A 23687-nucleotide genomic window follows, 5' to 3' on the forward strand; every position below is an offset into this window, starting at 1 on the left:
CGCCCGTGACAGGGAAAGCGATCAGGCGAAGATGCCCGGGAGGGTCTCCTCGTGCGCCGTGCGCAGCTCGCTCAGCGGAATGCTGAACTGGCCCTGAACGTCCAGGACATCACCGTCGACGACGCCGATGCGGGTCACCGGGAGGCCGCGCGCACCGCACATGTCGGTGAAGCGGAGCTCCTCGCTGCGCGGCACCGAGACGACCGCGCGGCCCGCGGACTCGGAGAACAGCGTGACGAAGGGGTCCTCGCCGTCGGGGACGACGACGCGGGCGCCCTTGCCGCCCTTGAGGCAGGACTCCACGAGCGCCTGGACCAGTCCGCCGTCGGACAGGTCGTGCGCCGCGTCGATCATGCCGTCGCGGGAGGCCGAGATCAGGATCTCGGCGAGCAGCCGCTCGCGCTCCAGGTCCACCTCCGGCGGCAGGCCGCCCAGGTGGTCGTGGATCACCTCCGCCCAGGCCGAGCCGCTCAGCTCGTCGCGGGTGTCACCGAGCAGGTAGAGGAGCTGGCCCTCTTCCGCGAAGGCGACCGGCGTACGGCGGGCCACGTCGTCGATCACGCCGAGGACGGCGACGACCGGCGTCGGGTGGATGGCGGCCTCGCCCGTCTGGTTGTACAGCGAGACGTTGCCGCCGGTGACCGGCGTACCGAGCTGCCGGCAGCCGTCCGCGAGGCCGCGGACGGCCTCGGCGAACTGCCACATGACGGCCGGGTCCTCGGGCGAACCGAAGTTCAGGCAGTCCGAGACGGCGAGCGGCTTGGCGCCGGTCGCGGCCACGTTCCGGTACGACTCGGCGAGCGCGAGCTGCGCACCGTGGTACGGGTCCAGCTTCGCGAAGCGGCCGTTGCCGTCGGTGGCCAGCGCCACGCCCAGCCCGGTCTCGGCGTCGATGCGGATCATCCCGGAGTCCTCCGGGCTGGCCAGCACGGTGTTGCCCTGCACGAAGTGGTCGTACTGGGAAGTGATCCAGGACTTGGACGCCTGGTTGGGCGACGAGACCACCTTCAGGACCTGCTCGCGCAGCTCGTCGCCGTTGGCCGGGCGGGCCAGCTTCGCGGCGTCGTCGGCCTGCAGGGTGTCCTGCCACTCGGGGCGGGCGTACGGACGCTCGTACACCGGGCCCTCGTGGGCCACCGTGCGCGGGTCGACGTCGACGATCTTCTCGCCGTGCCAGAAGATCTCCAGCCGGTCGCCGTCGGTGACCTCACCGATGACGGTGGCGGTGACGTCCCACTTCTCGCAGATCTCCAGGAAGCGGTCGACCTTCTCCGGCTCGACCACCGCGCACATGCGTTCCTGCGACTCGCTCATGAGGATTTCCTCGGGCGAGAGCGTGGAGTCGCGCAGCGGCACGTCGTCGAGCTCGACGCGCATACCGCCGGAGCCGTTCGAGGCCAGCTCGGAGGTGGCGCAGGAGATGCCGGCGGCGCCGAGGTCCTGGATGCCGACGACGAGCTTCTCGGCGAACGCCTCCAGGGTGCACTCGATGAGCAGCTTCTCCTGGAAGGGGTCGCCGACCTGGACGGCGGGGCGCTTCGAAGGCTTCGAGTCGTCGAAGGTCTCGGAGGCCAGGATGGAGGCGCCGCCGATGCCGTCGCCGCCCGTCCTGGCGCCGTACATGATGACCTTGTTGCCTGCGCCGGACGCCTTGGCGAGGTGGATGTCCTCGTGCCGCATGACGCCGATGGCACCGGCGTTGACCAGCGGGTTGCCCTGGTAGCAGGCGTCGAAGACGACCTCGCCGCCGATGTTGGGCAGGCCCAGGCAGTTGCCGTAGCCGCCGATGCCCGCGACGACGCCCGGGAGGACGCGCTTGGTGTCGGGGTGGTCGGCGGCGCCCATGCGCAGCGGGTCCACGACGGCGACCGGGCGGGCGCCCATCGCGATGATGTCGCGGACGATGCCGCCGATGCCGGTCGCGGCGCCCTGGTACGGCTCGACGTACGAGGGGTGGTTGTGCGACTCGACCTTGAAGGTGACCGCGTAACCGTTGCCGACGTCCACGACGCCCGCGTTCTCGCCGATGCCGACGAGCAGCGCGTCGGTCTCCGGGGCCTTCTCGCCGAACTGCCGCAGGTGGACCTTGCTGCTCTTGTAGGAGCAGTGCTCGGACCACATGACGGAGTACATCGCGAGCTCGGCGCCGGTCGGGCGGCGGCCGAGGATCTCGCGGACCCGCTCGTACTCCTCCTGCTTCAGGCCCAGTTCGGCCCAGGGCTGGTCGACGTCGGGCGTCCCGGCGGCGTGCTTGACCGTGTCCAGCGTCATGCGTTGACCAACTTCTTCAGGATCGAGGTGAAGAATCCGAGGCCGTCGGTACGCCCCGTACCGATCAGCGGCTCGACGGCGTGCTCGGGGTGCGGCATGAGGCCGACGACATTGCCGGCCGCATTGGTGATGCCGGCGATGTCCCGCAGCGAGCCATTGGGGTTGACGTCCAGATACCGGAAGGCGACGCGGCCCTCGGCCTCCAGCTCGTCGAGGGTGTGCTCATCGGCGACGTAACGGCCGTCGATGTTCTTCAGCGGCACGTTGATCTCCTGGCCGGCGGTGTAGTCCGCCGTCCACGCCGTGTCGGCGTTCTCCACCCGCAGCTTCTGATCGCGGCAGATGAAGTGGAGGTGGTTGTTCCGCAGCATCGCACCGGGCAGCAGGTGCGTCTCCGTGAGGACCTGGAAACCGTTGCAGATGCCGAGGACGGGCATGCCCGCCTTGGCCTGCTCGATCACCGTGTCCATGACGGGCGAGAAGCGGGAGATGGCACCGGCGCGCAGGTAGTCGCCGTAGGAGAAGCCGCCGGGCAGCACCACGGCGTCGACCTGCTTGAGGTCCTTGTCCTTGTGCCACAGCGGCACGGCCTCGGCCCCGGCGAGCCGGACGGCGCGCTGGGTGTCGCGGTCGTCCAGCGTGCCGGGGAAGGTGATGACTCCGACGCGAGCTGTCATGAGTCGACCCGTACGACGAAGTCTTCGATGACGGTGTTGGCGAGGAAGGTCTCGGCCATCTCGCGGATGCGGGCGAGGGCGGCCTCGTCGACCGGGCCCTCCACCTCAAGTTCGAAACGCTTGCCCTGACGTACGTCGGAGATGCCCTCGAAACCCAGACGCGGCAGTGCACGCTGCACCGCCTGTCCCTGCGGGTCGAGGATCTCGGGCTTGAGCATGACGTCGACTACGACGCGTGCCACTGGCACTCCCGGTTGTGTGGTGCGTAAGGCGGTTCCTTCACAGTACCTTGCCGAAAAATCTACGCGCATAGATCTGTACTCGGCCGATCACGTTCCGGTATCGGCGGTTGTGAACACCCGGGAAAAATCCTCGAAAAGATCGGCAGTCCCGATTGCGCGGGGACACGCTGAGGAAATTAACTGGGCTTCACAATGCATTGCTCATCGCTGTACAAATGAAAAAGCATTGATCCCAGCCATCCGGATCTGTGGCATCTCCCCATGTCAGCACGGAGATGTCACGCGAAAGGACCGATATCCGTGGCGCAGCGCGTAGTAGTCACGCTCTCCGATGACATCGACGGCGGAGAAGCCGCAGAGACGGTCACCTTCGGATTGGACGGGAAGACGTACGAGATCGACGTCAATCCCGCCAATGCGAAGAAACTGCGCGAGGTGCTCGCGCCGTACGTCGAGGCCGGGCGCAAGCGTGCGAAGTCCGGCAAGGCCTACCGGCACACCTCCGTGGCGGCCGACCCTGCCGCCGTACGGGCCTGGGCCCGCTCGCACCAGATGGACGTGCCCCCGCGGGGCCGCATCCCGAAGAAGGTCTACGAGGCGTTCGAGGCCGCCAACAGCTGAGTCCGTTGCCGGCCGGAAGCCCCTGCCGGCAGCGGACTTGCGCTGCACCCCCCTTGATCAGCTAAAGTCTGGAGCACGCCGAGGGGCGAGGCCGAGAGGCCGGGCCCCGAGGAGTCACGCGGGTGTAGCTCAGTAGTAGAGCGCCCCCTTTCCAAGGGGGAGGCGCAGTGTGCAATCCCTGTCACCCGCTCTGACGGTCTCGACCAGTCCTCCGGATCAGGTAGAGTAGCTGTCGCGCCGCCCGGTGAAAGCCGGACGGATGCATGCGGACGTAGCTCAGTTGGTAGAGCGCAACCTTGCCAAGGTTGAGGTCGCGAGTTCGAGCCTCGTCGTCCGCTCAGGGAAAGAAGACCCCGGTCATCGCGACCGGGGTCTTCTGCTTTTCCGCCGACGCGATCACCGAGTGCGGGAACACGATCATCGAGTACGCGATCATCGAGCCGCGAGGAAATTGATCTGTGGCCGTGGCCACATTCGTCCCGCCGCCCGCCGGACGGCACGAGCACCCCACACGGTTGGCTATAGTGGTTCCCGCACCGCGCGCTTCGGCGCCGGGCAGGCGGACGTAGCTCAGTTGGTAGAGCGCAACCTTGCCAAGGTTGAGGTCGCGAGTTCGAGCCTCGTCGTCCGCTCCGCAGGGGAAAGGCCCCGGTCATCGCGACCGGGGCCTTTCTCGTGTGCGGGCTCGCTCAGGACCACTTGTGGCCGGTGAGCCGCTCGTACGCCTCGATGTACTTCGCGGCGGTCTGCTCGGCGATCTCCGCCGGCAGCGGGGGCGGCGGCTGCTCGCTCGTGCGGTCCCAGCCGGAGGCCGGCGAGGTCAGCCAGTCGCGGACGAACTGCTTGTCGAAGGACGGCTGGGCGCGGCCCGGCTGCCACTGGTCGGCCGGCCAGAAGCGCGAGGAGTCCGGCGTCAGCACCTCGTCGGCGAGGGTCAGCGTCCGCGTGCCGTTCTCGTCCGTCGCGTAACCGAACTCGAACTTGGTGTCCGCCAGGATGATCCCGCGCTCGCGGGCGATGTCCCGGGCGCGGCTGTAGACCGCGAGGGTCGCCTGGCGCAGCTGTGCCGCGGTCTCCGCGCCGGCCTGGCGGGCGACCTCTTCGTACGAGACGTTCTCGTCGTGCTCGCCGACCTCGGCCTTGGTGGCCGGGGTGAAGATCGGCGCGGGCAGCTCGGAGCCGTCCTGCAGGCCCTCGGGGAGCGCGAGGCCGCAGACCGTGCGGGTCTCCTCGTACTCCTTCAGGCCCGAGCCGGTGAGGTAGCCGCGGGCCACGCACTCGACCGGGACCATCTGGAGGGACTTGCAGACCAGGGTGCGGCCCGCCCAGTCGGCGGGGGCGCCGGCCGGGACCTCGGTGGAGAGCACGTGGTTGGGCGCCAGGTCGGCGAGCTGGTCGAACCACCACAGCGAGAGCTGGGTGAGGACCCGGCCCTTGTCGGGGATCTCGGTGGGCAGCACCCAGTCGTACGCGGAGGTGCGGTCGCTGGCGACCATGATCAGGTCGCCGTCGGTGTTCTCGTAGAGGTCGCGCACCTTGCCGGTGTGGAGATGGACCAGGCCCGGCACCTCCACGGGTTCGGGCTTTTCAACGAATCCGGACACGCTGCCTCCGCGTAGGTTGATCCAGGAGTCGTTCCGATTCTCGCGCATGCGGGCGCCCGGCAGCGCTTCAGGGTGGGCCGACGCGGCGCACGGCAGGCGCCGCACGCCCTCCGCCGCTTCTGTCCGCCGTCTCTGCGGTCGTCGCCGGGGTCGTCTCCGCGGTCGGTGCCGGGCGCTCGGTGTGCGGCGCGCCCGGCCTGTGGCGCCCCCGGCGCTCAGTCGCGTTTGCAGATGCGGTCGAGAAGATTGGCGGTGGCCCGCTGGATTCTCTCGTCGATGTGGCCGGGCCGGTCCAGCGCCGGCGACCAGGCGAAGGTGCCGGAGGCGAAGACCAGGGCACCGCTGGGAGCCCGGTACAGGGACGTCTCCTGGTGGCGCCGGACGCCGTCCCCGTCGCGGTACGGGGAGTGGGCCAGCAGCACCCGGCTGACGTGCTCGGGCAGGCTCGTGCGCGGGAAGTACCGGTCGGCCTCCCCAGCCACCAGCCCGGCGAGCTCGTCCCCTTCGTGCGCGCCGGTGGCCTCCCACAGCCAGTGGTCGCCGTTGCGGACCACCAGCGGCGCGGGCTCGGGCACCCGGCCCGCGTACTGAATGCCCATCAGCTGCTGCTCGGGGTGGCCCAGCTCGCGCCAGAGCGCGGGGCGCCCCGGCCCCTGGCGCTTGCGGCAGGTCAGCAGGGAGTCCGGGCCCGAGGGCGAGGGAGACAGCTCGACCTGCCAGTACATGGTGTTGGCGGAGAGGAAGACCAGGGACGTGCCGGTGTCGCGGGCCCGCTCGACCGTCCGGCGCATGGGGACCGACCAGTACTCGTCGTGGCCGGGGAAGACCAGGCCGCGGTAGCGCGTCGGGTCGACCCGCCCCGCGTGCAGGTCCCGCGCGTCGGCGTACGCGAGGTCGTAGCCGTACCGTTCCGCCCAGCGGATGAAGTCGTACGCGTGGCCGACGTGCAGCGGCAGGCCCGCGCCCGCGAACGGGCGGTCGAAGGAGACCGTGACGGCCGCGTCCGCCTCGCCGAGCAGCGCGCCCTCCTCGTCCCAGGCGTGGTACAGGCTGGCGCCCGTCCGGCCGTCCTCGGGATAGAGGTTGTACGCCTGCCACGTGACGTCCGGGAGCAGCAGGAGCAGGTCGGCGGGGCGGTCGTCGCGGACGGTGAAGGGGAGGTGGCTGCGGTAGCCGTCCTCGGTGGTCAGCACGGCGACGTACGCACCGACGTTCCAGTACTCGGGGATCTGCAGCCGCCAGGAGAGCCACCAGTGGTGGCAGGAGACCGTGCGGTCGGCGGTGAGCGGGGGCGGCTGGACGATGCCGGAGAGCCGGGGGCTGGTGGTGATCTTGGAGGCGCCGGCCGCCGCGTAATGGCCGATGCGGTAGACGTCGATGCTGAACGGCTGCGGCGGGTCGACGGTGATCCGGAAGTCGATGGCCTCGCCGGGGGCCACCGCGCCGGTCGCGGCGAAGCCCTTGATCTGGCGGTGCACGTCGTCGGCCGTGCGCGGGCCCGCGCAGGAGCGGGGCAACGGCAACCGGATGGGCGCGTCGTCATGGGCGAGGACCGGATCGACGTACCAGGGGACGACCTGGCCGGAGTCGAAGTAGTTCTCGCTGCCGCGCAGCCAAGGAAGCGGACCCTGACCGAACGGGTCCGTCACGGCATGCGCGAGCGCCCCGGACTCCCAGCGCCGGATCTGCTGTGTGCCCACGCTCCCACTCCCCTCCCTCGCCCACCGGTCGGTACGCCGTCGGGTTCCTGCTGGCCTCTGCCCTGCTGTGTCGCTGTTTTGTTGTGCTGTTGGTCCGCGAGTTCGTTCGTACGAGAAACGGCGAGTACCCCCAGCACATCACATTACGCACTTGGGCCGTCACCCTTCGTCGTGAATTTACGGGCGGAAACGACCGAAAGGTGAACTGGGGCAGAACACCCGGCCGGGGTCAACGGACAGATCGGGTGTCCGATGCGGCGGAGACGAACAGGGGGTGAGCTGCGCACATCGTGGCGGCGTGCGGAGGCGCGGAACCGCGCAGGCCGGCTCCCCCGGCGGGTGGGGCGGTGGCCGGTATGCGACGGCCTTGGGCGCCGGTGCCCCGGGGCGGCCGGGGGCCTTGGCGCCCCGTCGTCAGACGAGACGCACGGGCTTGTCGGGGCGTACGCCCAGCTCGCCGAGCCAGTCGCGGAGCGGCTCGGCGTCGCCGTCGTCCACCAGGCTGCGGACCGGATGACCGACATCGGTCCGGCGGGCCCCGCCGACCAGCAGCGCGGGCCCGTCCAGCCAGTCCAGCCCCGGAGCGGCGCCCGCGGTGTCCACGGCGGCGCAGCACACCATCGCCGTGACGTGGTCGGCGAGCAGCTCGCGGCCCGAGCGGGGCGCTTGCAGCGGGAACAGCGGTACACCGCCGTCGACCAGCCCGTCGCCCCACGGCACACCGGGGCCCGTGGCCTCGGCGGTATCAGGGCCGGCCGGGCGGGCGGCGGCCCGGCGGTCGGCGGTGGCCCGCTCCTCCCGCTCCAGCTCGGTCACCAGACGCGCGGCGATCCGGTCGCTCGCCCCGGAGTCCCGCCCCAGCCGCTCGATGATCCGCGTCAGCGTGGGCCCGGCGACGGCGGACTCGGCACCGGCCCTGGGGGACTCCTGCACGCGCACCGGTCCCCTCGTACCCACCGATTCCCCCGCGCTCAGGGGCTCCCTCGTGCTCAGGGGTTCCGCCGCGGCCAACGGTTCCTTCGGCCGCACGGGCTGTGCCGCTGCCGCTCCGTCGCCCTCGGACGCACTGTCCGGGGGCGCGAGCGCGGGGAGGTCGTCCAGTACGCGGTGCAGGCGGGCGGCCTCCAGCCGCCACTTGCGGTCGACGACCTCCTCCGGATAGCGGTCCCAGGCGACCGGCGACCAGTCGGGGCCGCTCTCGGCGGGGCCGCCGTGGAAGAGCCGCGCGGCCAGCAGGGAGGCGGCGCGGTCGATGGCGCCGGGCTCCTCCAGCAGGTCACAGGCCGGGCGCTCGCCCAGCCGGGACGCGAAGCCCTCGGCGAGGCGGTCGCGGCGGGAGAGCTCGGTGAGCGCGGAGACCACGCCGGCGTCCAGCCGGGCGGGCCAGCGGCCCATCCGCCAGGCGGGCAGCGCGACGCGGGTCAGCAGCCGGTCCCAGCCCGCGTACGCCAGGCCCACCTGCTCCTGCGCGACGATCCGCAGGCCGTAGTCCACGCCCTGCGCGCGCTCGGAGGCCGCGGCCGCGACGCCGCGCTCCATCTGTGCGGCGTGCTCGCCGCAGCCGCGCAGCAGCAGCCGCGCCACCCGGCCGACGAAGCGCAGCGGTATCCCGCGCAGCGTCCCCCGGGCGCGCGCCGCGACCGCCACGGCGGCGTCCAGGCCGCGGACGAAGCGGCGCGCTGCCGCTATGTCGGGGTGCGCCGAGGGGCCCGTACCGGCGACGACGGGAGCCAGCAGGGCGCGCAGCTCGCCGACCCGCATCCACCACAGGAACGGGGAGCCGATGACCAGGACGGGCGCCGGCACCTGCCGGCCCGCCGCGGCGCCGCGCGACGCGGGCGCGGCGCGCCGGGACGCCTGGGCGCCGCCGGGCGGGGCGTGCGCGCGGTGCGTACGGTCCTCCAGCCAGCTGTCGCAGTCCGGCGTGAGCGCTATCGCGGAGGGCGCGGGGACGTCCAGCCGGTCGGCGAGGTCGCGCACCAGTCGGTACAGATCGGGCGCGGACTCCTCGGCGACCGGGACGGTGGGACTGAGCGCGGGCCTGGCCCGGGCGACCACGGTGGCGACCAGCGCCGCCAGCAGCAGCGCCACCACCGCGAACCCCGCCACGATCCAGCGCGCGAGGACCCAGCCGCCCGAATCCCAGGAGCCGAGCCCACCGGTCGCTGCCCCGGCGAAGAGCACCACGGCCAGCGCGGCCGGCAGCACGGCCGCGCCCAGCGCCGCGCCGCGGATCCGCAGCACCGCGAGCGCCCGGGCGCGCGCTGCCTGTTCGCCTGCCTCCGGACCTGCCACGAGCCTGTACACCCCCTGCTGTCCTGCTTGAACGGGACGGAGAGAACACGGGAAGGAAGAGACCGGGCAACGTGCCCGCGGACGCTCGCGACCGTCGGCGCGCTGCTCACTCCCCACCACTCTGGCACCAGCCACTGACATCGCAATGCCGGTGAGCCACTTGCCGGACGTCGCACGGGCAGCCGGGCCGGGAACCGGAAAGGCCACCGGAACGGGCACCACAGGACGCTTGCGCGGAACCCTAGTTGGGGCACCGTCGCACGTCAGCCGTTAACCGGTTTGGTCACTCGATGGAATGGCTTTGGGTAAAGCAGGGAACCGGCCACACGAAGCGACCGGTTCCTCAGACAGGGGGCCGGCCTCTCGAAGGAGGCGGGCCGGGGCGGGGCGACGCTCAGCCGGCCTGCTCAGCGGCCTTGGCGTCGGCGGCGGCCTTGGCGGCGATGTCCGTCCGGTGGTGGGACCCCTCCAGGGAGATCCGGCCGACGGCGGTGTACGCGCGGTCCCTGGCGGTGGCCAGGTCGGACCCGGAGGCGGTGACGGACAGCACCCGGCCACCGGCGCTGAGCACCCGGCCGTCGGCGTCGTAGCGGGTACCGGCGTGCAGGACGTACGCGTGCGGGGCGTCCTGCTCGGCCACCGCGTCCAGGCCGGTGATCGGGTCGCCCGTGCGCGGCGCTTCCGGGTAGTTGTGCGAGGCGATGACGACCGTGACGGCCGCGCCGTCGCTCCAGCGCAGCGGCGGGAGAGCGGCGAGGTTGCCGGTCGCCGAGGCCATCAGCAGGCCCGCGAGCGGGGTCTTCAGGCGGGCGAGTACGACCTGGGTCTCCGGGTCGCCGAAGCGCGCGTTGAACTCGATCACGCGGACGCCGCGCGAAGTGATCGCCAGGCCCGCGTACAGCAGCCCGGAGAACGGCGTCCCGCGCCGCCGCAGCTCGTCCACGGTCGGCTGCAGCACGGACTGCAGGACCTCGTCGACCAGCTTCGGGTCGGCCCACGGCAGCGGGCTGTAGGCACCCATGCCGCCGGTGTTCGGGCCCGCGTCGCCGTCGAGGGCGCGCTTGAAGTCCTGGGCGGGCTGGAGCGGCACGACGGTCTCGCCGTCGGTGATCGCGAAGAGCGAGACCTCGGGGCCGTCGAGGAACTCCTCGATCACCACGCGGTCGCAGGCCAGGGCATGTGCACGGGCCGTTTCGACGTCGTCCGTCACGACGACGCCCTTGCCGGCCGCGAGGCCGTCGTCCTTGACCACGTACGGGGCGCCGAACGCGTCCAGGGCCTCGTCGATCTCGGCGGGGGTGGTGCATACGTAGCTGCGCGCGGTCGGCACGCCGGCGGCCGCCATGACGTCCTTGGCGAACGCCTTGGAGCCCTCCAGCTGCGCGGCCTCCGCCGAGGGGCCGAAGACCGGGATGCCACGGGCACGCACGGCGTCGGCGACACCGGCCACGAGCGGCGCCTCCGGGCCGACGACGACCAGCTCCGCCCGCAGGCTCACGGCCAGCTCGGCCACGGCCGCGCCGTCGAGGGCGTCCACCGGGTGGAGCTCGGCCACCTCGGCGATGCCGGCGTTGCCGGGAGCGCAGTGCAGCGCGGTGACGTCGGAATCGAGGGACAGAGAGCGGCACAGGGCATGTTCGCGGGCGCCGCCGCCGATGACGAGGACCTTCACAGGTGCAGCCTAGACGCCCTTTGGGCGGAGGCACGAAGTGGGCCGCGCTCGCCCCTTGGAGGGAGGCACGAACGGGGCGGGGGGACGGCCGCGTCCGTAGAGGGCGCGGCCGGGCCTCCGAGGAGGCTGGTCCGGGCGGCGAGTACAGGTGGCCACGCGTCGCGAAAACGTCCTCAGCCTGTGTACCTAAGTGGGGGCCATGGGGTGTAGCAACTCTTTCGAGTGAGGGCGGGAACTGGCCTATACCTGATCCCGCGCCACTTCCGGGCGGAAATAGCTGGATTCTGGCGGCAACGCCAGCCGTTCGGCGGTAGGAAGGGTGTCGCGCGCCACGGCCATCTCATTCGCCTCGCGCGCACCGCACGTATCTTCAACAGGGAGTGCACGGGTGAGCCAGCCGGAGATGCAGCCCGAGAGGCCGCCCGAGGGGCCTCCTCGGGCGGAAGGCGAGGACGCACAAGGGCGGGATCGCGGTGATCTAGCCGGCCGTGCCTTTCCGCTCGGTGACTGGGGGGAGCCGGCCGAGCGCCTGGACGAGCTGTACCAATGGGCCGAGACCGGCGCGCTGCACGTGATCGACTGGTACCTCGCGGACCGCGTCGCCAAGCGGCGCACCGCCCGGATACTGCGGGCCGGCGCCGCCGCCGGGGTATCGGCGGGGGCGCTGCTGCCCCTGCTCGGCGTCAGCGGCGTCCTGGACGGCGGCGCCGAGTACGGCTATCTGGCGCTGCTGCTCGCCGCCGTCTGTATGGGCTGCGACCGGTTCTTCGGCGTGACGGCGGGCTGGATGCGGGACGTGGCCGCCGCGCAGGCCGTGCAGCGGCGGCTGGAGGCGTTGCAGTTCGACTGGGCGTCGGAGAGCGTCCGGGAGGTGCTCGGCCCGACGGAGGGCACCGCCTCGGAGGCGGCCGAGCGCTGCCTGACCGTGCTGCGGCGCTTCCACGAGGACATCGCGGAGCTCGTGCGCTCCGAGACCGCCGACTGGATGATGCAGTTCCGTACGGGCCCGGTGCCGACGGCCGGCCAGACGGCGCCGGCCCCCTGGGGGCCGCCGCGCCAGGAGGCCGCGCCGGACCGCACGGGCCGGATCGTGCTCCCCCCGGGCACCCGCCCGAACATGCCCCGCCAGCGACCGCCGGAGCCGCCGCGGTGAGGGAGCCCGATCAGCGGCGGGGCGACACAGTCAGCGGCGGGTGACTCGGTCAGCTGAAGACGATCATCGAGCCCTGGCCGAGGCTGCGGGTCGCCGCCGCGTGCAGCCCGAGCCAGACATGGCGCTCACGTGCGAACGGGCTGTCGTCGGCCCCCGTCGTCCCCGCCCGCTCCTCCAGCGTCGTGGGCCCTTCCGGCGGGGTCGGTGCGGCGGGCGGGTTGGCCGGGTCGATGCCGATGACCGGCGCGACCACTTCGAGCTCCCGCAGCAGCCCGTGCGAGGAGCCCAAGGGGCCGCCGCCCTCGAGCAGTTCATCGTTTGCGAGCGGGTGCGGGAAGTCCACCGGGACGTACGCGCCCGCGTGGTCGTAGTGCCACACCAGGTGTGATTCCTGGGCCGTGCTCTCGAACATCTCCAGCAACTGTTCGTAGTCGCTGCCCAGTTCGTCCACCGGCGACACGGCGAGCCCGCAGACCTGGAGGAGGTACGCGCGGCGCAGGAAGTGCAGCGCGTCGTAGTCGAAGCCGGCGACCGGCGCGACGTCCCCCGACAGGCCCGGCATGTAGTTGAAGATCGGTACGGGCGGCAGTCCCGCATCGGTCAGCGCTTTGTCGTAGGCGGCGAGCTCTTCGGAGAAGGGATTGTCGGGGCTGTGGCACAGCACGTCGACTAGGGGGACCAGCCACAGGTCACACGCCACAAGTTCTCGCTTCCGTTCGGTTCCGGGAGACCAGGCCATCGAACGCCTGGCGATCGACAAAGCCGATGGTCGGGACAGCGTAGTGCTAGGCGAGGTTCTCGACGAGGGCGAGGGAGTGGGCGTTGTACTCGCGTACCAGGCGCTGCGCGGTGACCAGGTCGCGGTGGACGACCGCCGCCGCCAACTCCTGGTGTCCCTGCCACAGATGTACGCGCAGGTCGGCTTTGTCGCGCAGCATCGGCACGGCGAACACCCAGCCCTGTATCCGCATCCGGTCCAGGAAATCCGCGATGTAGGGGTTCCCCACCAGATTGCCGAACTCGCGCCAGAACCGCAGGTCGTAGCCGATCAGTACGTCCAAGTCGCCGCACCGGGCGGACCGTTCCGCCTCCTCGGCGCGGCGCCGGAGGGAGACGAGCATGTCGGAGGTGACGCTGCGGGCCAGCTCCTCCGCGCTCGTACGGAACACGCCCTCCACGACGAGCGTGCGGGCCTCGACCATGGCGCGGTAATCGGCGGCCGTGAACGTGTGGACGCAGAAACCGCGGTGCTGCTCCACGTCCAGGAGGCCCTGCGCCGAGAGGTCGAGCAGCGCCTCGCGCACGGGGGTCGCGGAGACCCCGTACTGCTCGGCGATCTCCTTGACGGTGAACTGGCGTCCCGCGGGCAGCCGTCCGGCCAGCACCTCGTCGCGCAGCGCGTCCGCGATCTGCTGACGCAGGGTGCTGCGCTGGATGACTCCGCTGACCGGCCCGGCGGGCATCGTGTCCGTCTCCTTCCGCGACCGCACGGCAGGAACGCGGCCCTCGCCCTCACGATAGGCGAGCGCCGCACGAGACGGATGAGGCAGTGGGTACTAAAGGGCGAGTGGAGGGGGTTTGCCCGGTGAAACGACGCGGGGGGGGGGGGAGGGGGGGGTGCTGCCCCCCCCCCCCCCCCCCGCGGCCGGTCGGGCGGTCGGGCGGTCGGTCGGGCGGGCGGTCGAGAGGTCGGCCGGTCCGTCAGTCCGTCAGTCCGTCTACTCGGTCAGACCGTGTACGCGTCTGCCGTGGTCAGGGCCTCGTCGAGGGCTGCCAGGCCCTCCTTCGCCTCCGTCTCGGTGATCGTGCACGGCGGGACGACGTGCGTACGGTTCATGTTCAGGAACGGCCACAGCCCCCGCTCCTTGCACGCCGCCGCGAACTTCGCCATCGGGGCGTTGTCCGCGCCCGACGCGTTGTACGGCACCAGCGGCTCGTGCGTCTCACGGTTCTTGACCAGCTCGAGCGCCCAGAAGACACCCATGCCGCGCACCTCGCCCACCGACGGGTGGCGCTCGGCGATGTCCCGCAGCGCCGGGCCGATGACCTTCTCGCCGATCTCGGCCGCGTTCTCCACGATCCGCTCCTCCGCCATCGCGTTGATCGTCGCGACCGCGGAGGCGCAGGCCAGCGGGTGGCCTGAGTACGTCAGGCCGCCCGGGTAGGGGCGCTGGTCGAAGGTCGCGGCGATCTCCGCCGAGATCGCGACACCGCCCAGCGGCACATAGCCGCTGTTCACGCCCTTGGCGAAGGTCACCAGGTCGGGCACGACGTCGAAGTGGTCGAGCGCGAACCAGCGGCCCGTCCGCCCGAAGCCCGCCATGACCTCGTCCAGGATGAAGACGATGCCGTACCGGTCACAGATCTCGCGGACCCCGGCGAGGTAACCGGGCGGCGGGACCATGATGCCGGCGGTGCCCGGAATGGTCTCCAGGATGATCGCGGCGATCGACTGCGGGCCCTCGTAGGCGATGGTGTCCTCGAGGTGGCGCAGGGCGCGCTCGCACTCCTGCTGCTCGCTCTCCGCGTGGAACGGCGAGCGGTAGAGGTACGGGCCCCAGAAGTGCACCACGCCGGCCGACGCGGTGTCCGAGGGCCAGCGGCGCGGGTCCCCCGTGAGGTTGATCGCGGCCGCGGTGGCGCCGTGGTACGAGCGGTACGTGGAGAGCACCTTGGACCGGCCGGTGTGCAGCCGGGCCATGCGCACGGCGTTCTCGACCGCCTCGGCGCCGCCGTTGGTGAAGAAGATCTTGTCCAGGTCGCCGGGCGTGCGCTCGGCGATCAGCCGCGCGGCCTCGGACCGCACGTCCACGGCGAAGCCCGGCGCCAGGGTGCAGAGCTTGCCGGCCTGCTCCTGGATGGCGGTGACGACCTTCGGGTGCTGGTGGCCGATGTTGGTGTTGACCAGCTGCGAGGTGAAGTCGAGGTAGCGGTTGCCGTCGTAGTCCCACATGTACGAGCCCTCGGCGCCCGCGATCGGCAGCGGGTCTATCAGGCCCTGCGCCGACCAGGAGTGGAAGACGTGGGCACGGTCGGCGGCCTTCACGGCCGCGCCGACGGCGGGGTCTGGTTGCGTCGTGGTCACGGTCACTACCTCGGATCGCTCAGGGCCGCCAGGAAATCAGGAACGCGAGAACGCTGGACTGCGAGAACGCGGTAACGCGGGGCGGCGGACCCTCTCAGCCTAAGGATCACCACGACCGCGCCGGTACCGACAGTGTGTATGGCACTCACCACGCGCTCTGACAGGTTGTCGATCGTCGCTCGCGGCGGTCGGCAGCCGTCGGGCGCGGCCGGGCGCCGCCGGGCGTAGGCGGTTGCCGGTCGCCGTCACCTGCCGCCGGGCGCCTGGGGCTCAGTCGTCATCGTCGTCGTCATCGTGATCGCTGTCGGCTATGGGTACCGCCTTGGGGCGGCCGTCGTCGCACCGGACCGCGTACGTGAGGTCGTCGCCGTCGTCCAGCGGCTCGAACTCGATCGTCGCGACGTCGGAAGGCCCTCGCTTCACGGAGTCCATGTGGTACCCCGACGCCGGGCTCCACACCGTGAGGTACACCGTGCCGTCGGGACGGCATTCGGCGGTGGCGCTGCCGCCGGTGACATTGACGGTCCCCGTCCGCGCGGCGGAGCCGGGGGATGACGCCTCGCTGGAGGACGGCGTGGCGCCGTCGGAGGGCGAGCCGGACCCGCCGGAATCGGGGGCACCGGACTCGGCGGCGCCGCTGCCCGGATCAGAGGAGCCGGGAGGCCGCGCTGACGTACGCGCGGCCGCGAGCTTCTGGCGCACCCCGTCGTCATCGAGTGGCTCGGCCCGGCTGTTCCGCACCCCCATGTCGGCATTGGCCAGCGACCACGCGCCCAGCCCGCCCGCTCCCGCGAACGCGCAGACCCATACGGCGGTCACCACCGCGCTTCGCCACTTCATCGCGCGCCCCTCCCTTCCCGTACTCATCGATGCCTCGTCCCGGCCTCGGTCTTTTCTCACTCTGCCTGCTCGATCCGGCCCGCGTCGGTTTTCCACAGGCCCGATTTCACGTCCCGCCGCGATCATCGGCCTCGATCGGGTGAGCCGGTTGTCCACAGCGCCCGGTCCGCGCCTTCCGCGCCGCAGCGGGGAGGCGCGGACCAGGCACGATCCAGCCTCCCGCAGCTTTCCCTAACGCCCGGTTAAAGCGGTCCCAAAGCCTCCGGCCGACCGCCCGGAGGGAATCATCGCTGGTTACCGTGGCGGCATGTCCCACCTGCTCGTCGTCGAGGACGACCCCCAGCTGCGCAGTGCGCTCGTCCGGGCGCTGCGTGACCGCGGCCATGCCGTGGCCACCGCCGCGACCGGGATGTCCGGCCTCGACGCTGCCGTGACCGACCGCCCCGACCTCGTCGTCCTGGACCTCGGCCTGCCCGACGTGGACGGCGCGCAGGTCCTGCGGATGCTGCGGGCGGTCAGCGACGTACCGATCATCGTCGCCACCGCGCGCGACGAGGAGGGCGACATGGTCGCGGTGCTCGACGACGGCGCGGACGACTACATCGTCAAGCCGTTCGGCGCCGCGCAGCTGGACGCGCGGATCAAGGCGGTACTGCGCCGGCTGGGCACCGCGGAGCCGGAGGCGCCGCTCCGGGTGGGCGGGCTGGTCCTGGACTCGGCGGCGCGCGAGGTCGTACTGGACGGCGCGCCGCTGGATCTCACGCCCCGCGAGTTCGACCTGCTCCTGTACCTCGCCCGCCGCGCCGGCCAAGTGGTCTCGCGCCGGGAACTGCTCGCCGAGGTGTGGCAGCAGCCCCTCGGCGGCGCGGACAAGACGGTGGACGTCCATCTGTCCTGGCTGCGCCGCAAACTCGGCGAGACGGCCCAGAAGCCCCGCTATCTCCACACGGTCCGCACCGTGGGCGTCAAGCTCGCCGCCCCCGAGGAGGGCGTCGGCGAGGACGAGGGTGGCACGGGTGATGCTCGCGGGGCTCAGGGTGCCGGTCGGGCCGGCGGGACCGGCAGCTCGCGGATTGCGGAGTAATCCCGATGCGTCTCCGGATTCTGCTGGTCACGGCGGTGACCACCGCGCTCGTGCTCGCCACGCTCCTGGTGCCGCTCGCCCTGCTCACCCGTAGTCACGCCGCGGACCGGGCCACCGCGGACGCCACCGCCCGCGCGCAGTCACTGGCCGCGGGCATCGGTACCGCGCTGGCGCACCCCGGCCCCGAGGGCAGCCGGGCCACCGCCGCGTCGCTCGTGACGGCCGCCAACGGCGCGGACCTCCCGCGTACGTCGGTGATCCTCGCCGACGGGTCCGTGCTGGGCCCACCGGCGCGTGTCACGGACGCCGTGCGCCTGGCGCGTTACGGGCGTGCGTTCGCGTACGCGCCCCCCGAGGGCGGCCAGACCGTACTGGTCCCCGTACAGGGCACGTCGGGTGGCACCGCCGTCGTCCACGTCGCGCTGACGGACGAGCAGCTGTACGCGGGAACGCTCCCGTCATGGCTGGCGTTCGCCGGGCTCGGCGCCGGGCTCGTGCTCCTCGGGCTGCTGGTCGCCGACCGGCTGGGCGCGCGCCTGGTCGGCTCGACACGGCGGCTCGCGAAGGTCGCCGACCGGCTGGCGGCCGGCGATCTGACCGCACGCGCCGAGCCGGACGGGCCTCCGGAGCTGCGCCTGGTGGCCGGTGAACTCAACCACCTCGCCGGCCGTATCGAGGGGTTCCTCACCGCCGAACGGGAGAACGCGGCGGACCTGGCGCACCGCCTCCGTACCCCGGTCGCCGCGCTCCGCCTGGATGCGGAGGGGCTGCGCGACCCGGCCGAGGCGGAGCGGATCGCGGCGGACGTGGCGGCTCTGGAGCGCAGCGTGGACGAGGTCATCCGCACGGCGCGCAAGCCGCTGCGGGACGCCACGGGGCTCACCGGCGCGGGCGGCCCGTCCCGTGGCGGGGCCGGCGAACCGTCTGCCGACCTGGCCGCGGTGGCCCGCGAACGGGCGGACTTCTGGCGTCCGTTGGCCGAGGACCAGGGGCGCACGCTGGACTTTCGAGCCCCCGATGCGCCGGTGTACGTACGGGCGGACGAAGCGGAGCTGGCAGCGGCGGTCGACGCCCTCATCGGCAACGTCTTCGACCACACCCCGGAGGGCGTGGGCATGCGCCTGTCCGTGTCGGCCGCGGCCGGGCAGGCGTACGGGGGCAGTACCGCGGACGGGGTCGGCGACGGCTCCGCACCCGGGCGCGCGAGCAGGCGTACGGGCCCGGAAACCGGCGGCCGCACGGGCGGACGCACCGGCGGTCTGCTGGTCATCGAGGACGACGGGCCCGGCTTCCCGGAGGGCCACGTCCCGCAGCGGGGCAAGAGCGGCGGCGGCTCCACCGGTCTCGGCCTGGACATCGTCCGCCGTGTCGCGGAGGAGTCCGGCGGACGTACGGAGCTGACCGCCGCGCGGCAGGCGAGCGGCGGGGAAGACACCCCGGGTGACGGCCGGGGCGCCCGCGTGGAGGCCCATCTCGGCGGACCGCCGGCGTAGCGCCGGCGGAGGGGCCGGTGCACGCCATCGCGGCGGCAGCCTGACGGGGGCCCACCGTGCCGCCGCGCCGTCAGGCCGCGTACGGCTCCGTCGGAGTGAAGACCCGCCGCGTGGCGCGGCGCCAGGCGTTCGCGGTCAGGTCAGGGCGGAGGGCCGAGAGCGCGCCGCAGTACTTCGTGAATTCGGCCGGGCGAACGCCATAACCGTGCAGCAGACGGTCGGCCTCGGTCAGACGTCCGTCCGTCTTGGACTCGACGAGCACCAGGCCCCCATCGGCACGGACCGAGCGCCCGGTGCGCGGATCGCGGCAGACCATGCCCGCGTCGCAGGTGATGCGCTGGCCATCGGCCACGAAGGTCGCGCGCTGGTAGTCGGTGACGAGCGAGGTGGCGAGGTCCGTGGGGGCCGCCATGTCGTACGTACGGCGCAGGACCGAGGCGAGGAAGTCGCGCGGGGCCCGGTCCAGCGCGGTGTCGCCGGGCAGCATAGGCTGCCGGAACTTCACGGTCTCCCCGCGCCCGCTCTTGAGCTTGATCTCGAACTGGCGCTCGCCGGTGTCCTCGTACAGCCGCTCCCGGATCTTGAAGCGGAGCCGCCGTCCCTGCCGGTGGTCGTGGAAGGCACGCAGGTCGGGCGTGTCGTAGTACAGGGAGTTGTACCGGAACCAGCGGCGGCCGTTGATGCACAGCGACTTGAAGGGCCCATCGGGGCGCTTCGGGTCGGTCAGCCGGGCCGCGAAATCGGCGAAGATCTCGACCGGTACGAGGTAGCTGTTGTCGTGGCGGGCCAGCAGTTCGGCGCGGGCCTGCACCTCGGCGAGGGGGATGGGATGCGCGGCCAGTGCGGCGCGTCCGATGGCACGTACGGCGGGGTTCACACGGTCTCCTTCGAGGCGTTGGCGGTACGTCCGGAGGGGATGTCGGTGGTGCGGTCGGCGCGGCGCGGGTCGGTGGTGTCCGCGAACACGTTGGGGGATGTCCTGCGGGGCGTTTCGTGGGACGTTTCGTGGGATGTCTCGTGAGGCGTACGAGCGGCAGCGGCGGAACGTTCCATCTCGCGGTAGCGGACGTCCACGACCATCACGTCCCGGACAAAGTCCACCTGCTTGACGGTCCAGTCGAGCGGCTCACCCACCCGGCGGGCCAGATCGGCGCGGAGTTCGGCCGGATCCGGGTGCACGGTGTCGAGCGTGACGACCGTGCGCCGGCTGCGGGTCAGCAGCTTGGGGTGGTCGGCGCACCAGATGACGAAGAGCAGCAGCACGGCGAAGAGCGCGGCGAGCCCCAGCTCCAGCTGCGGCAGCCCGCACAGCAGGCCCAGGACGAGGGTGGTGAAGTAGTACGCCACCTCCTCGTGCTGGATGGAATCCGACCGCAGCCGGATGATCGAGAGCACGCCGAACAGGCCGAAGGCCAGCGCCGTACCGCCGCTCCCGTTGACTCTCGCGAGCGCCGCGACGACCGAGAAGAGGGCGACGTTGAGCGCGAGGTAGGCCGGTACGAGGTCCCGGCGCCGGTGCCGCGGGTAGTAGATGGCGAATGTCAGCGCGCACACCGCGGCCAGGTCGAGTCCCAGATGGGCGGCCAGTTGTCCGAAAGTGATCATTGCTTTCCCTGTCCGGTCACGGGTGGCCGATCTGCCCGGTGGCCACGTTTCCTGCGTTTCGCTCCCCTGGCGTGGCGCAGCGCGGCACGGCGACGGCGGGAGGCACAGGGAAAACGTAGGAACCGGCGGGTTAAGCGCGCCCCTCTCGTGCGTTAAGGAAAGGCGTTAACGGAGTACCGCTGTTTCTTCGGTCTCACCCATCCCGCCTCCCCCTTACGGCTACTCTCACCACACGCAGCTCTGCCGGACGCAGTCAGAGGGGGAGACCGCATGTCCATGAGTCGTCGAGGCTTCGTCGCCGCGGCCGTGGCCGGGTCCGCCACCGCCCTGCTCGCCCCCGGAGCGTCCGCCCGCGCGCTGACGTCCCCCACCGCCCCGGCCGCCGGCCGCCCTTCCGTAGCGGCCGATCCCGCCCGGTGGATGGCCGCGCTGCCCGACGGCACCCCGCTGACCCGGCTGACCATCCCCGGTACGCACGACACCTGCGCCACCGACCCGATGAACGGCACGGAGTGGTCGCACACCCAGAACATGGGCATTCCGGAGCAACTGCGGCGCGGCATACGGTTCTTCGACATCCGCTGCGGCGCGCCGCCCTCGGACGTGCCCGACGAACTCGGCATCTACCACGCGTCGTACTACCAGGACATCACCTTCAACACCGTCCTCCATCAGTGCCGCGACTTCCTGCGGGCTTCCCCGGGCGAAACCGTGCTGATGCGCGTCAAGAACGAGCACGGGCTGACCGATGCGCAGCTCAGTGCCAAGTTCGGCGAGTATCTGGGAGCCAAGGGCTACGGGGATCTCTTCCTCATCGAGCCCGCCCTTCCGGCGCTCGGCGCGGCGCGCGGCAAGGTCGTGCTCATCACGCAGTTCGCCTCCGGGCTGCGTGCACCGGCCTGGCCCACGGGCGACAACGGCACCTTCTCCAACGAGTGGTTCGAGCTGCAGGACCACTACGCGACGTCCGTCGACGCCAAACGGCAGGACATCCTGCGGCACTTCGACGCCGCCGCGGCCCATCAGGACTCCGGCCGGCTCTTCCTCAACTTCACCAGCCTCGCTCCGGACGCGGCCAACGGCTTCCGCTGGCCCAAGCACCTCGCCGACGCCATCATGCCGACCGTCCTGGGCTACCTCGACGGCCATCAGCAGCCCGGCGTCCACCTCGGGGTCGTGGTCATGGACTTCCCCGAATTCCACGCCCCTGCCACCGAATCGCTCATCGCCCGCAATTTCCCCGCGGCTGCGAACTCCTGATCCGGCCTCACCCCGAGCCCCCATGTCATCCCCCGTTCGCGAACCCTCACTTCGCATCGTCACTCACTCTGTGTGACGAACGTGTCGGCGCGATCGTTCCCGCCTCGTGACGCCCCGGCTGCCACCACGCGATCCCCCGCGGCCTACGCTCGGCTGACGATGCCGGCACGGGACGCGACGGCAACGGCAGAGGGAACGGGGAGGGTGCCGCGCATGGACGGCCTCAAGGGACTGACCACCGAGGACCCGAGGACGATCGGCGACTACCGCCTGCTCGGCCGGCTGGGCACCGGCGGCATGGGGCGGGTCTACCTCGCGCGTTCCGAAGGCGGGCGGACCGTGGCCGTGAAGCTGGTCAAGGCCGAACTGGCGGTCGAACAGGAGTTCCGGGACCGGTTCCGGGCCGAGGTCGCAGCCGCGCGGCGGGTGGGCGGCCGGTGGACCGCGCCCGTACTGGACGCCGACACCGAAGCGCAGGTGCCGTGGGTGGCGACCGGATACATCGCGGGCCCGTCGCTGAGCGAGGTCGTGGAGGGCATGCACGGGCCGCTTCCGGAGTACTCGGTCAAGCGGCTCGCCTACGGGCTGTCCAGCGCGCTGCTCGACATCCACGGCGTCGGCCTGGTGCACCGCGACCTCAAGCCGTCCAACGTCCTGCTGACCATCGACGGCCCGCGCGTGATCGACTTCGGCATCGCACGGGCGCTGGACGCGGTGAGCGAGCACACCCAGACGCAGGCGGGCATGGTCGTCGGCTCGCCGAGCTTCATGTCGCCCGAGCAGGTGCGCGGCGACCGGATCACGCCCGCCAGCGACGTCTTCTGCCTGGGTTCGGTGCTCGCGTACGCGGCGTCCGGGCGGATGCCCTTCGGCTCGCTCGTCTCGGGCGTGCACTCCGTGATGTTCCGCGTCGCCGAGTCCGACCCCGACCTCGAAGCCGTACCGGAGTCCTTGCGGGAGCTGATCGGCGGCTGCCTGACGAAGAGCGCGGCGGAGCGGCCGGCCCCGGAAGAGATCATTTCCGCGATCGGGCCGGTGAGCAGCGGTGGAGCGGCCGCTCCCTGGCTGCCGGCCGAGCTCATCGCCCGGCTGGGGCAGCACGCCGTACAGCTGCTGGACACGGACACGCCGCCCTCGGGGCAGCCGGCGCGCCCGGGGCACACGGAGCCGCCCACCACGATCCTGCCGTCGGGATCAGGATCGGTACCGGGCTCCGGACCGCAAGCGAGTACGGAATCCGGTCCGGCAGCGAGTACGGGCTCCGGCAGCACGCCCGCCCCCGCGCCGGCCCGTCGGCGCCGCTGGCCCCTCGTCCTCGGGGCCCTCGCCGTCGTGATCGCCGCCGCCGGTGTCGCGGCGGTCGCCGTGCCCGCGCTGGGCGGCGGCGCGCAGCACGAGGGCGGCTCGGACATCCCGGCCGACTACGTGGGCACCTGGACCGGCGACGTGGAGCGGGACGGGGTGCCCACGGGGCAGCAGCGGCGGTTCGTGATCTCCCGCGGGAGCGTCGGCGAGGTGGTCGCCAACAGCATCAGCCTCGGCGCCACGTACGAGTGCAAGAGCGACGGGAAGCTGGTCTCGGTGTCGGACACCGAAGGGCTGCGGCTGGACACCACCGTGGTGGGGTCCGCGCCCGAAGGACGCTGCTCGGCCCTGGGCGAGCACAGCCTCAAGCGGGGGCCGCGGAAGGACACCCTCGTATGGAGCGCGGCGGGGCGCACGGCGACGCTGCGCCCCGCGGGCCACGAGGTGGTCCCGACGGCGTACCTGGGCACCTGGGAGCGCCCGAACGCCGACGGTGTGGGCACCCAGCGGGTGACGATCAAGCGCACCCCTGTGGGGAGCCCCGCCGTGACGATCGACGTACAGGGCAGCGGCGGGCACTGCACGGCGCGCGCGGACTTCTACTCGGCCGACGGGAAGCTCTCCGTCGGCCCCTCCGTGGTGCAGCGCCGCGCACCGGGGTGCGCGGCCGCCAGTTCGTCCGTCTTCAGGATCGCGGGCGACGGCTCCCTGGTGCGCGAGTTCCGCGGAAACGACAAGCAGCCGCGTACCTACACGAAGGTGCGGTGAACGCGGCTGCTG

Annotated in this window: 20 protein-coding genes and 3 tRNA genes; 9 read left to right on the plus strand and 14 right to left on the minus strand. The window is 72.0% G+C overall.

Annotated elements, in window-relative coordinates:
• Positions 1–21: 21 nt before the first annotated feature.
• Genes purL through purS form a run of 3 tightly spaced genes read right to left on the minus strand, consistent with a single transcriptional unit; the run spans position 22 to position 3190 of the window.
• Positions 22–2271: a phosphoribosylformylglycinamidine synthase subunit PurL gene (gene purL, locus ACZ4MH_RS26905; protein ID WP_351593021.1), complete on the minus strand. Its 2250-nt coding sequence runs from the start codon at positions 2269–2271 to the stop codon at positions 22–24.
• Positions 2268–2948: a phosphoribosylformylglycinamidine synthase subunit PurQ gene (purQ, locus tag ACZ4MH_RS26910; protein WP_351593018.1), complete on the minus strand. Its 681-nt coding sequence runs from the start codon at positions 2946–2948 to the stop codon at positions 2268–2270. Before purQ ends, purL begins: the two co-directional genes overlap by 4 nt.
• Entirely contained in the window at positions 2945–3190 is a 246-nt protein-coding gene (purS, locus tag ACZ4MH_RS26915; RefSeq protein WP_351593015.1) for a phosphoribosylformylglycinamidine synthase subunit PurS, read from the minus strand. The genes purQ and purS overlap by 4 nt, the downstream gene beginning before the upstream one ends.
• 300 nt (positions 3191–3490) lie before the next feature.
• Here purS and ACZ4MH_RS26920 point away from each other — a divergent pair, with 300 nt between their 5' ends.
• The 3 genes from ACZ4MH_RS26920 (at position 3491) to ACZ4MH_RS26930 (ending at position 4149) form a co-directional block, all read left to right on the plus strand.
• Positions 3491–3811: a histone-like nucleoid-structuring protein Lsr2 gene (locus tag ACZ4MH_RS26920; RefSeq protein ID WP_351593012.1), complete on the plus strand. Its 321-nt coding sequence runs from the start codon at positions 3491–3493 to the stop codon at positions 3809–3811.
• Between the two features lie 118 nt (positions 3812–3929).
• Positions 3930–4001, plus strand: a tRNA-Gly gene (locus ACZ4MH_RS26925).
• A gap of 75 nt (positions 4002–4076) precedes the next feature.
• Positions 4077–4149: transfer RNA gene (locus tag ACZ4MH_RS26930), tRNA-Gly, on the plus strand.
• On the opposite strand, the gene ACZ4MH_RS26935 is transcribed toward ACZ4MH_RS26930, so the two are convergent.
• A complete protein-coding gene (locus ACZ4MH_RS26935) occupies positions 4149–4283 on the minus strand; it encodes a hypothetical protein (protein WP_351593009.1) in 135 nt (44 codons plus the stop codon). The genes ACZ4MH_RS26930 and ACZ4MH_RS26935 overlap by 1 nt on opposite strands.
• Positions 4284–4370: 87 nt before the next feature.
• Here ACZ4MH_RS26935 and ACZ4MH_RS26940 point away from each other — a divergent pair.
• Positions 4371–4443, plus strand: a tRNA-Gly gene (locus ACZ4MH_RS26940).
• 57 nt (positions 4444–4500) lie between these two features.
• Here the strand turns inward: ACZ4MH_RS26940 and ACZ4MH_RS26945 are convergent.
• The 4 genes from ACZ4MH_RS26945 to purD all read right to left on the minus strand — a co-directional run bounded on the left by ACZ4MH_RS26945 (position 4501) and on the right by purD (position 11082).
• Positions 4501–5415 (minus strand): phosphoribosylaminoimidazolesuccinocarboxamide synthase, encoded by a 915-nt coding sequence (locus ACZ4MH_RS26945; protein ID WP_351593007.1) that lies wholly within the window; start codon positions 5413–5415, stop codon positions 4501–4503.
• Between the two features lie 215 nt (positions 5416–5630).
• Entirely contained in the window at positions 5631–7115 is a 1485-nt protein-coding gene (locus ACZ4MH_RS26950; RefSeq protein WP_351593005.1) for a N,N-dimethylformamidase beta subunit family domain-containing protein, read from the minus strand.
• Positions 7116–7529: 414 nt separating this feature from the next.
• A complete protein-coding gene (locus ACZ4MH_RS26955; RefSeq protein ID WP_467754732.1) occupies positions 7530–9410 on the minus strand; it encodes a hypothetical protein in 1881 nt (626 codons plus the stop codon).
• Between the two features lie 394 nt (positions 9411–9804).
• The gene (gene purD / locus ACZ4MH_RS26960) at positions 9805–11082 is read right to left on the minus strand and encodes a phosphoribosylamine--glycine ligase (RefSeq protein ID WP_351599300.1); all 1278 of its coding nucleotides are present in this window, start codon (positions 11080–11082) and stop codon (positions 9805–9807) included.
• Positions 11083–11470: 388 nt separating this feature from the next.
• Between purD and ACZ4MH_RS26965 the strand changes: the two genes are divergently transcribed.
• On the plus strand, positions 11471–12235 hold the full coding sequence (locus ACZ4MH_RS26965; RefSeq protein ID WP_351599299.1) for an SLATT domain-containing protein: 765 nt from the start codon (positions 11471–11473) through the stop codon (positions 12233–12235).
• 49 nt (positions 12236–12284) lie between these two features.
• Here ACZ4MH_RS26965 and ACZ4MH_RS26970 read toward each other — a convergent pair whose 3' ends face one another.
• The 4 genes from ACZ4MH_RS26970 to ACZ4MH_RS26985 form a co-directional block, all read right to left on the minus strand.
• The gene (locus ACZ4MH_RS26970; RefSeq protein WP_351599298.1) at positions 12285–12935 is read right to left on the minus strand and encodes a hypothetical protein; all 651 of its coding nucleotides are present in this window, start codon (positions 12933–12935) and stop codon (positions 12285–12287) included.
• An 85-nt stretch (positions 12936–13020) separates the two neighbouring features.
• Positions 13021–13698, minus strand: coding sequence for a GntR family transcriptional regulator (locus tag ACZ4MH_RS26975; protein WP_351599297.1), 678 nt, complete (start codon positions 13696–13698; stop codon positions 13021–13023).
• 263 nt (positions 13699–13961) lie between these two features.
• A complete protein-coding gene (locus tag ACZ4MH_RS26980) occupies positions 13962–15320 on the minus strand; it encodes an aspartate aminotransferase family protein (RefSeq protein ID WP_351599296.1) in 1359 nt (452 codons plus the stop codon).
• Positions 15321–15590: 270 nt separating this feature from the next.
• Positions 15591–16160 (minus strand): hypothetical protein, encoded by a 570-nt coding sequence (locus tag ACZ4MH_RS26985; RefSeq protein WP_351599295.1) that lies wholly within the window; start codon positions 16158–16160, stop codon positions 15591–15593.
• A 307-nt stretch (positions 16161–16467) separates the two neighbouring features.
• On the opposite strand from ACZ4MH_RS26985, the gene ACZ4MH_RS26990 reads away from it, so the two are divergent.
• Both ACZ4MH_RS26990 and ACZ4MH_RS26995 read left to right on the plus strand, forming a co-directional pair.
• Positions 16468–17244, plus strand: coding sequence for a response regulator transcription factor (locus ACZ4MH_RS26990; protein WP_351599294.1), 777 nt, complete (start codon positions 16468–16470; stop codon positions 17242–17244).
• A 5-nt stretch (positions 17245–17249) separates the two neighbouring features.
• Complete coding sequence (locus ACZ4MH_RS26995; protein WP_351599293.1) at positions 17250–18737, plus strand: sensor histidine kinase; 1488 nt, start codon at positions 17250–17252, stop codon at positions 18735–18737.
• A 70-nt stretch (positions 18738–18807) separates the two neighbouring features.
• Here ACZ4MH_RS26995 and ACZ4MH_RS27000 read toward each other — a convergent pair whose 3' ends face one another.
• Both ACZ4MH_RS27000 and ACZ4MH_RS27005 read right to left on the minus strand, forming a co-directional pair.
• Entirely contained in the window at positions 18808–19614 is an 807-nt protein-coding gene (locus tag ACZ4MH_RS27000; protein ID WP_351599292.1) for a polyphosphate polymerase domain-containing protein, read from the minus strand.
• Entirely contained in the window at positions 19611–20342 is a 732-nt protein-coding gene (locus ACZ4MH_RS27005) for a DUF4956 domain-containing protein (protein WP_351599291.1), read from the minus strand. Before ACZ4MH_RS27005 ends, ACZ4MH_RS27000 begins: the two co-directional genes overlap by 4 nt.
• A 276-nt stretch (positions 20343–20618) precedes the next feature.
• Between ACZ4MH_RS27005 and ACZ4MH_RS27010 the strand changes: the two genes are divergently transcribed.
• Complete coding sequence (locus ACZ4MH_RS27010) at positions 20619–21602, plus strand: phosphatidylinositol-specific phospholipase C (protein ID WP_351599290.1); 984 nt, start codon at positions 20619–20621, stop codon at positions 21600–21602.
• 213 nt (positions 21603–21815) lie between these two features.
• Positions 21816–23675: a serine/threonine-protein kinase gene (locus ACZ4MH_RS27015; RefSeq protein ID WP_351599289.1), complete on the plus strand. Its 1860-nt coding sequence runs from the start codon at positions 21816–21818 to the stop codon at positions 23673–23675.
• Positions 23676–23687 lie beyond the last annotated feature (12 nt).

It is taken from the genome of Streptomyces sp. NPDC026301 (assembly GCF_055567935.1).

Coding starts and splice junctions, on each gene's coding strand:
- purL (WP_351593021.1), bottom strand. CDS start 2,271: ATGACGCTGGACACGGTCAAGCACGCCGCCGGGACGCCCGACGTCGAC.
- purQ (WP_351593018.1), bottom strand. CDS start 2,948: ATGACAGCTCGCGTCGGAGTCATCACCTTCCCCGGCACGCTGGACGAC.
- ACZ4MH_RS26975 (WP_351599297.1), bottom strand. CDS start 13,698: ATGCCCGCCGGGCCGGTCAGCGGAGTCATCCAGCGCAGCACCCTGCGT.
- ACZ4MH_RS26985 (WP_351599295.1), bottom strand. CDS start 16,160: ATGAAGTGGCGAAGCGCGGTGGTGACCGCCGTATGGGTCTGCGCGTTC.
- ACZ4MH_RS26990 (WP_351599294.1), top strand. CDS start 16,468: ATGTCCCACCTGCTCGTCGTCGAGGACGACCCCCAGCTGCGCAGTGCG.
- ACZ4MH_RS26995 (WP_351599293.1), top strand. CDS start 17,250: ATGCGTCTCCGGATTCTGCTGGTCACGGCGGTGACCACCGCGCTCGTG.
- ACZ4MH_RS27005 (WP_351599291.1), bottom strand. CDS start 20,342: ATGATCACTTTCGGACAACTGGCCGCCCATCTGGGACTCGACCTGGCC.
- ACZ4MH_RS27010 (WP_351599290.1), top strand. CDS start 20,619: ATGAGTCGTCGAGGCTTCGTCGCCGCGGCCGTGGCCGGGTCCGCCACC.
- ACZ4MH_RS27015 (WP_351599289.1), top strand. CDS start 21,816: ATGGACGGCCTCAAGGGACTGACCACCGAGGACCCGAGGACGATCGGC.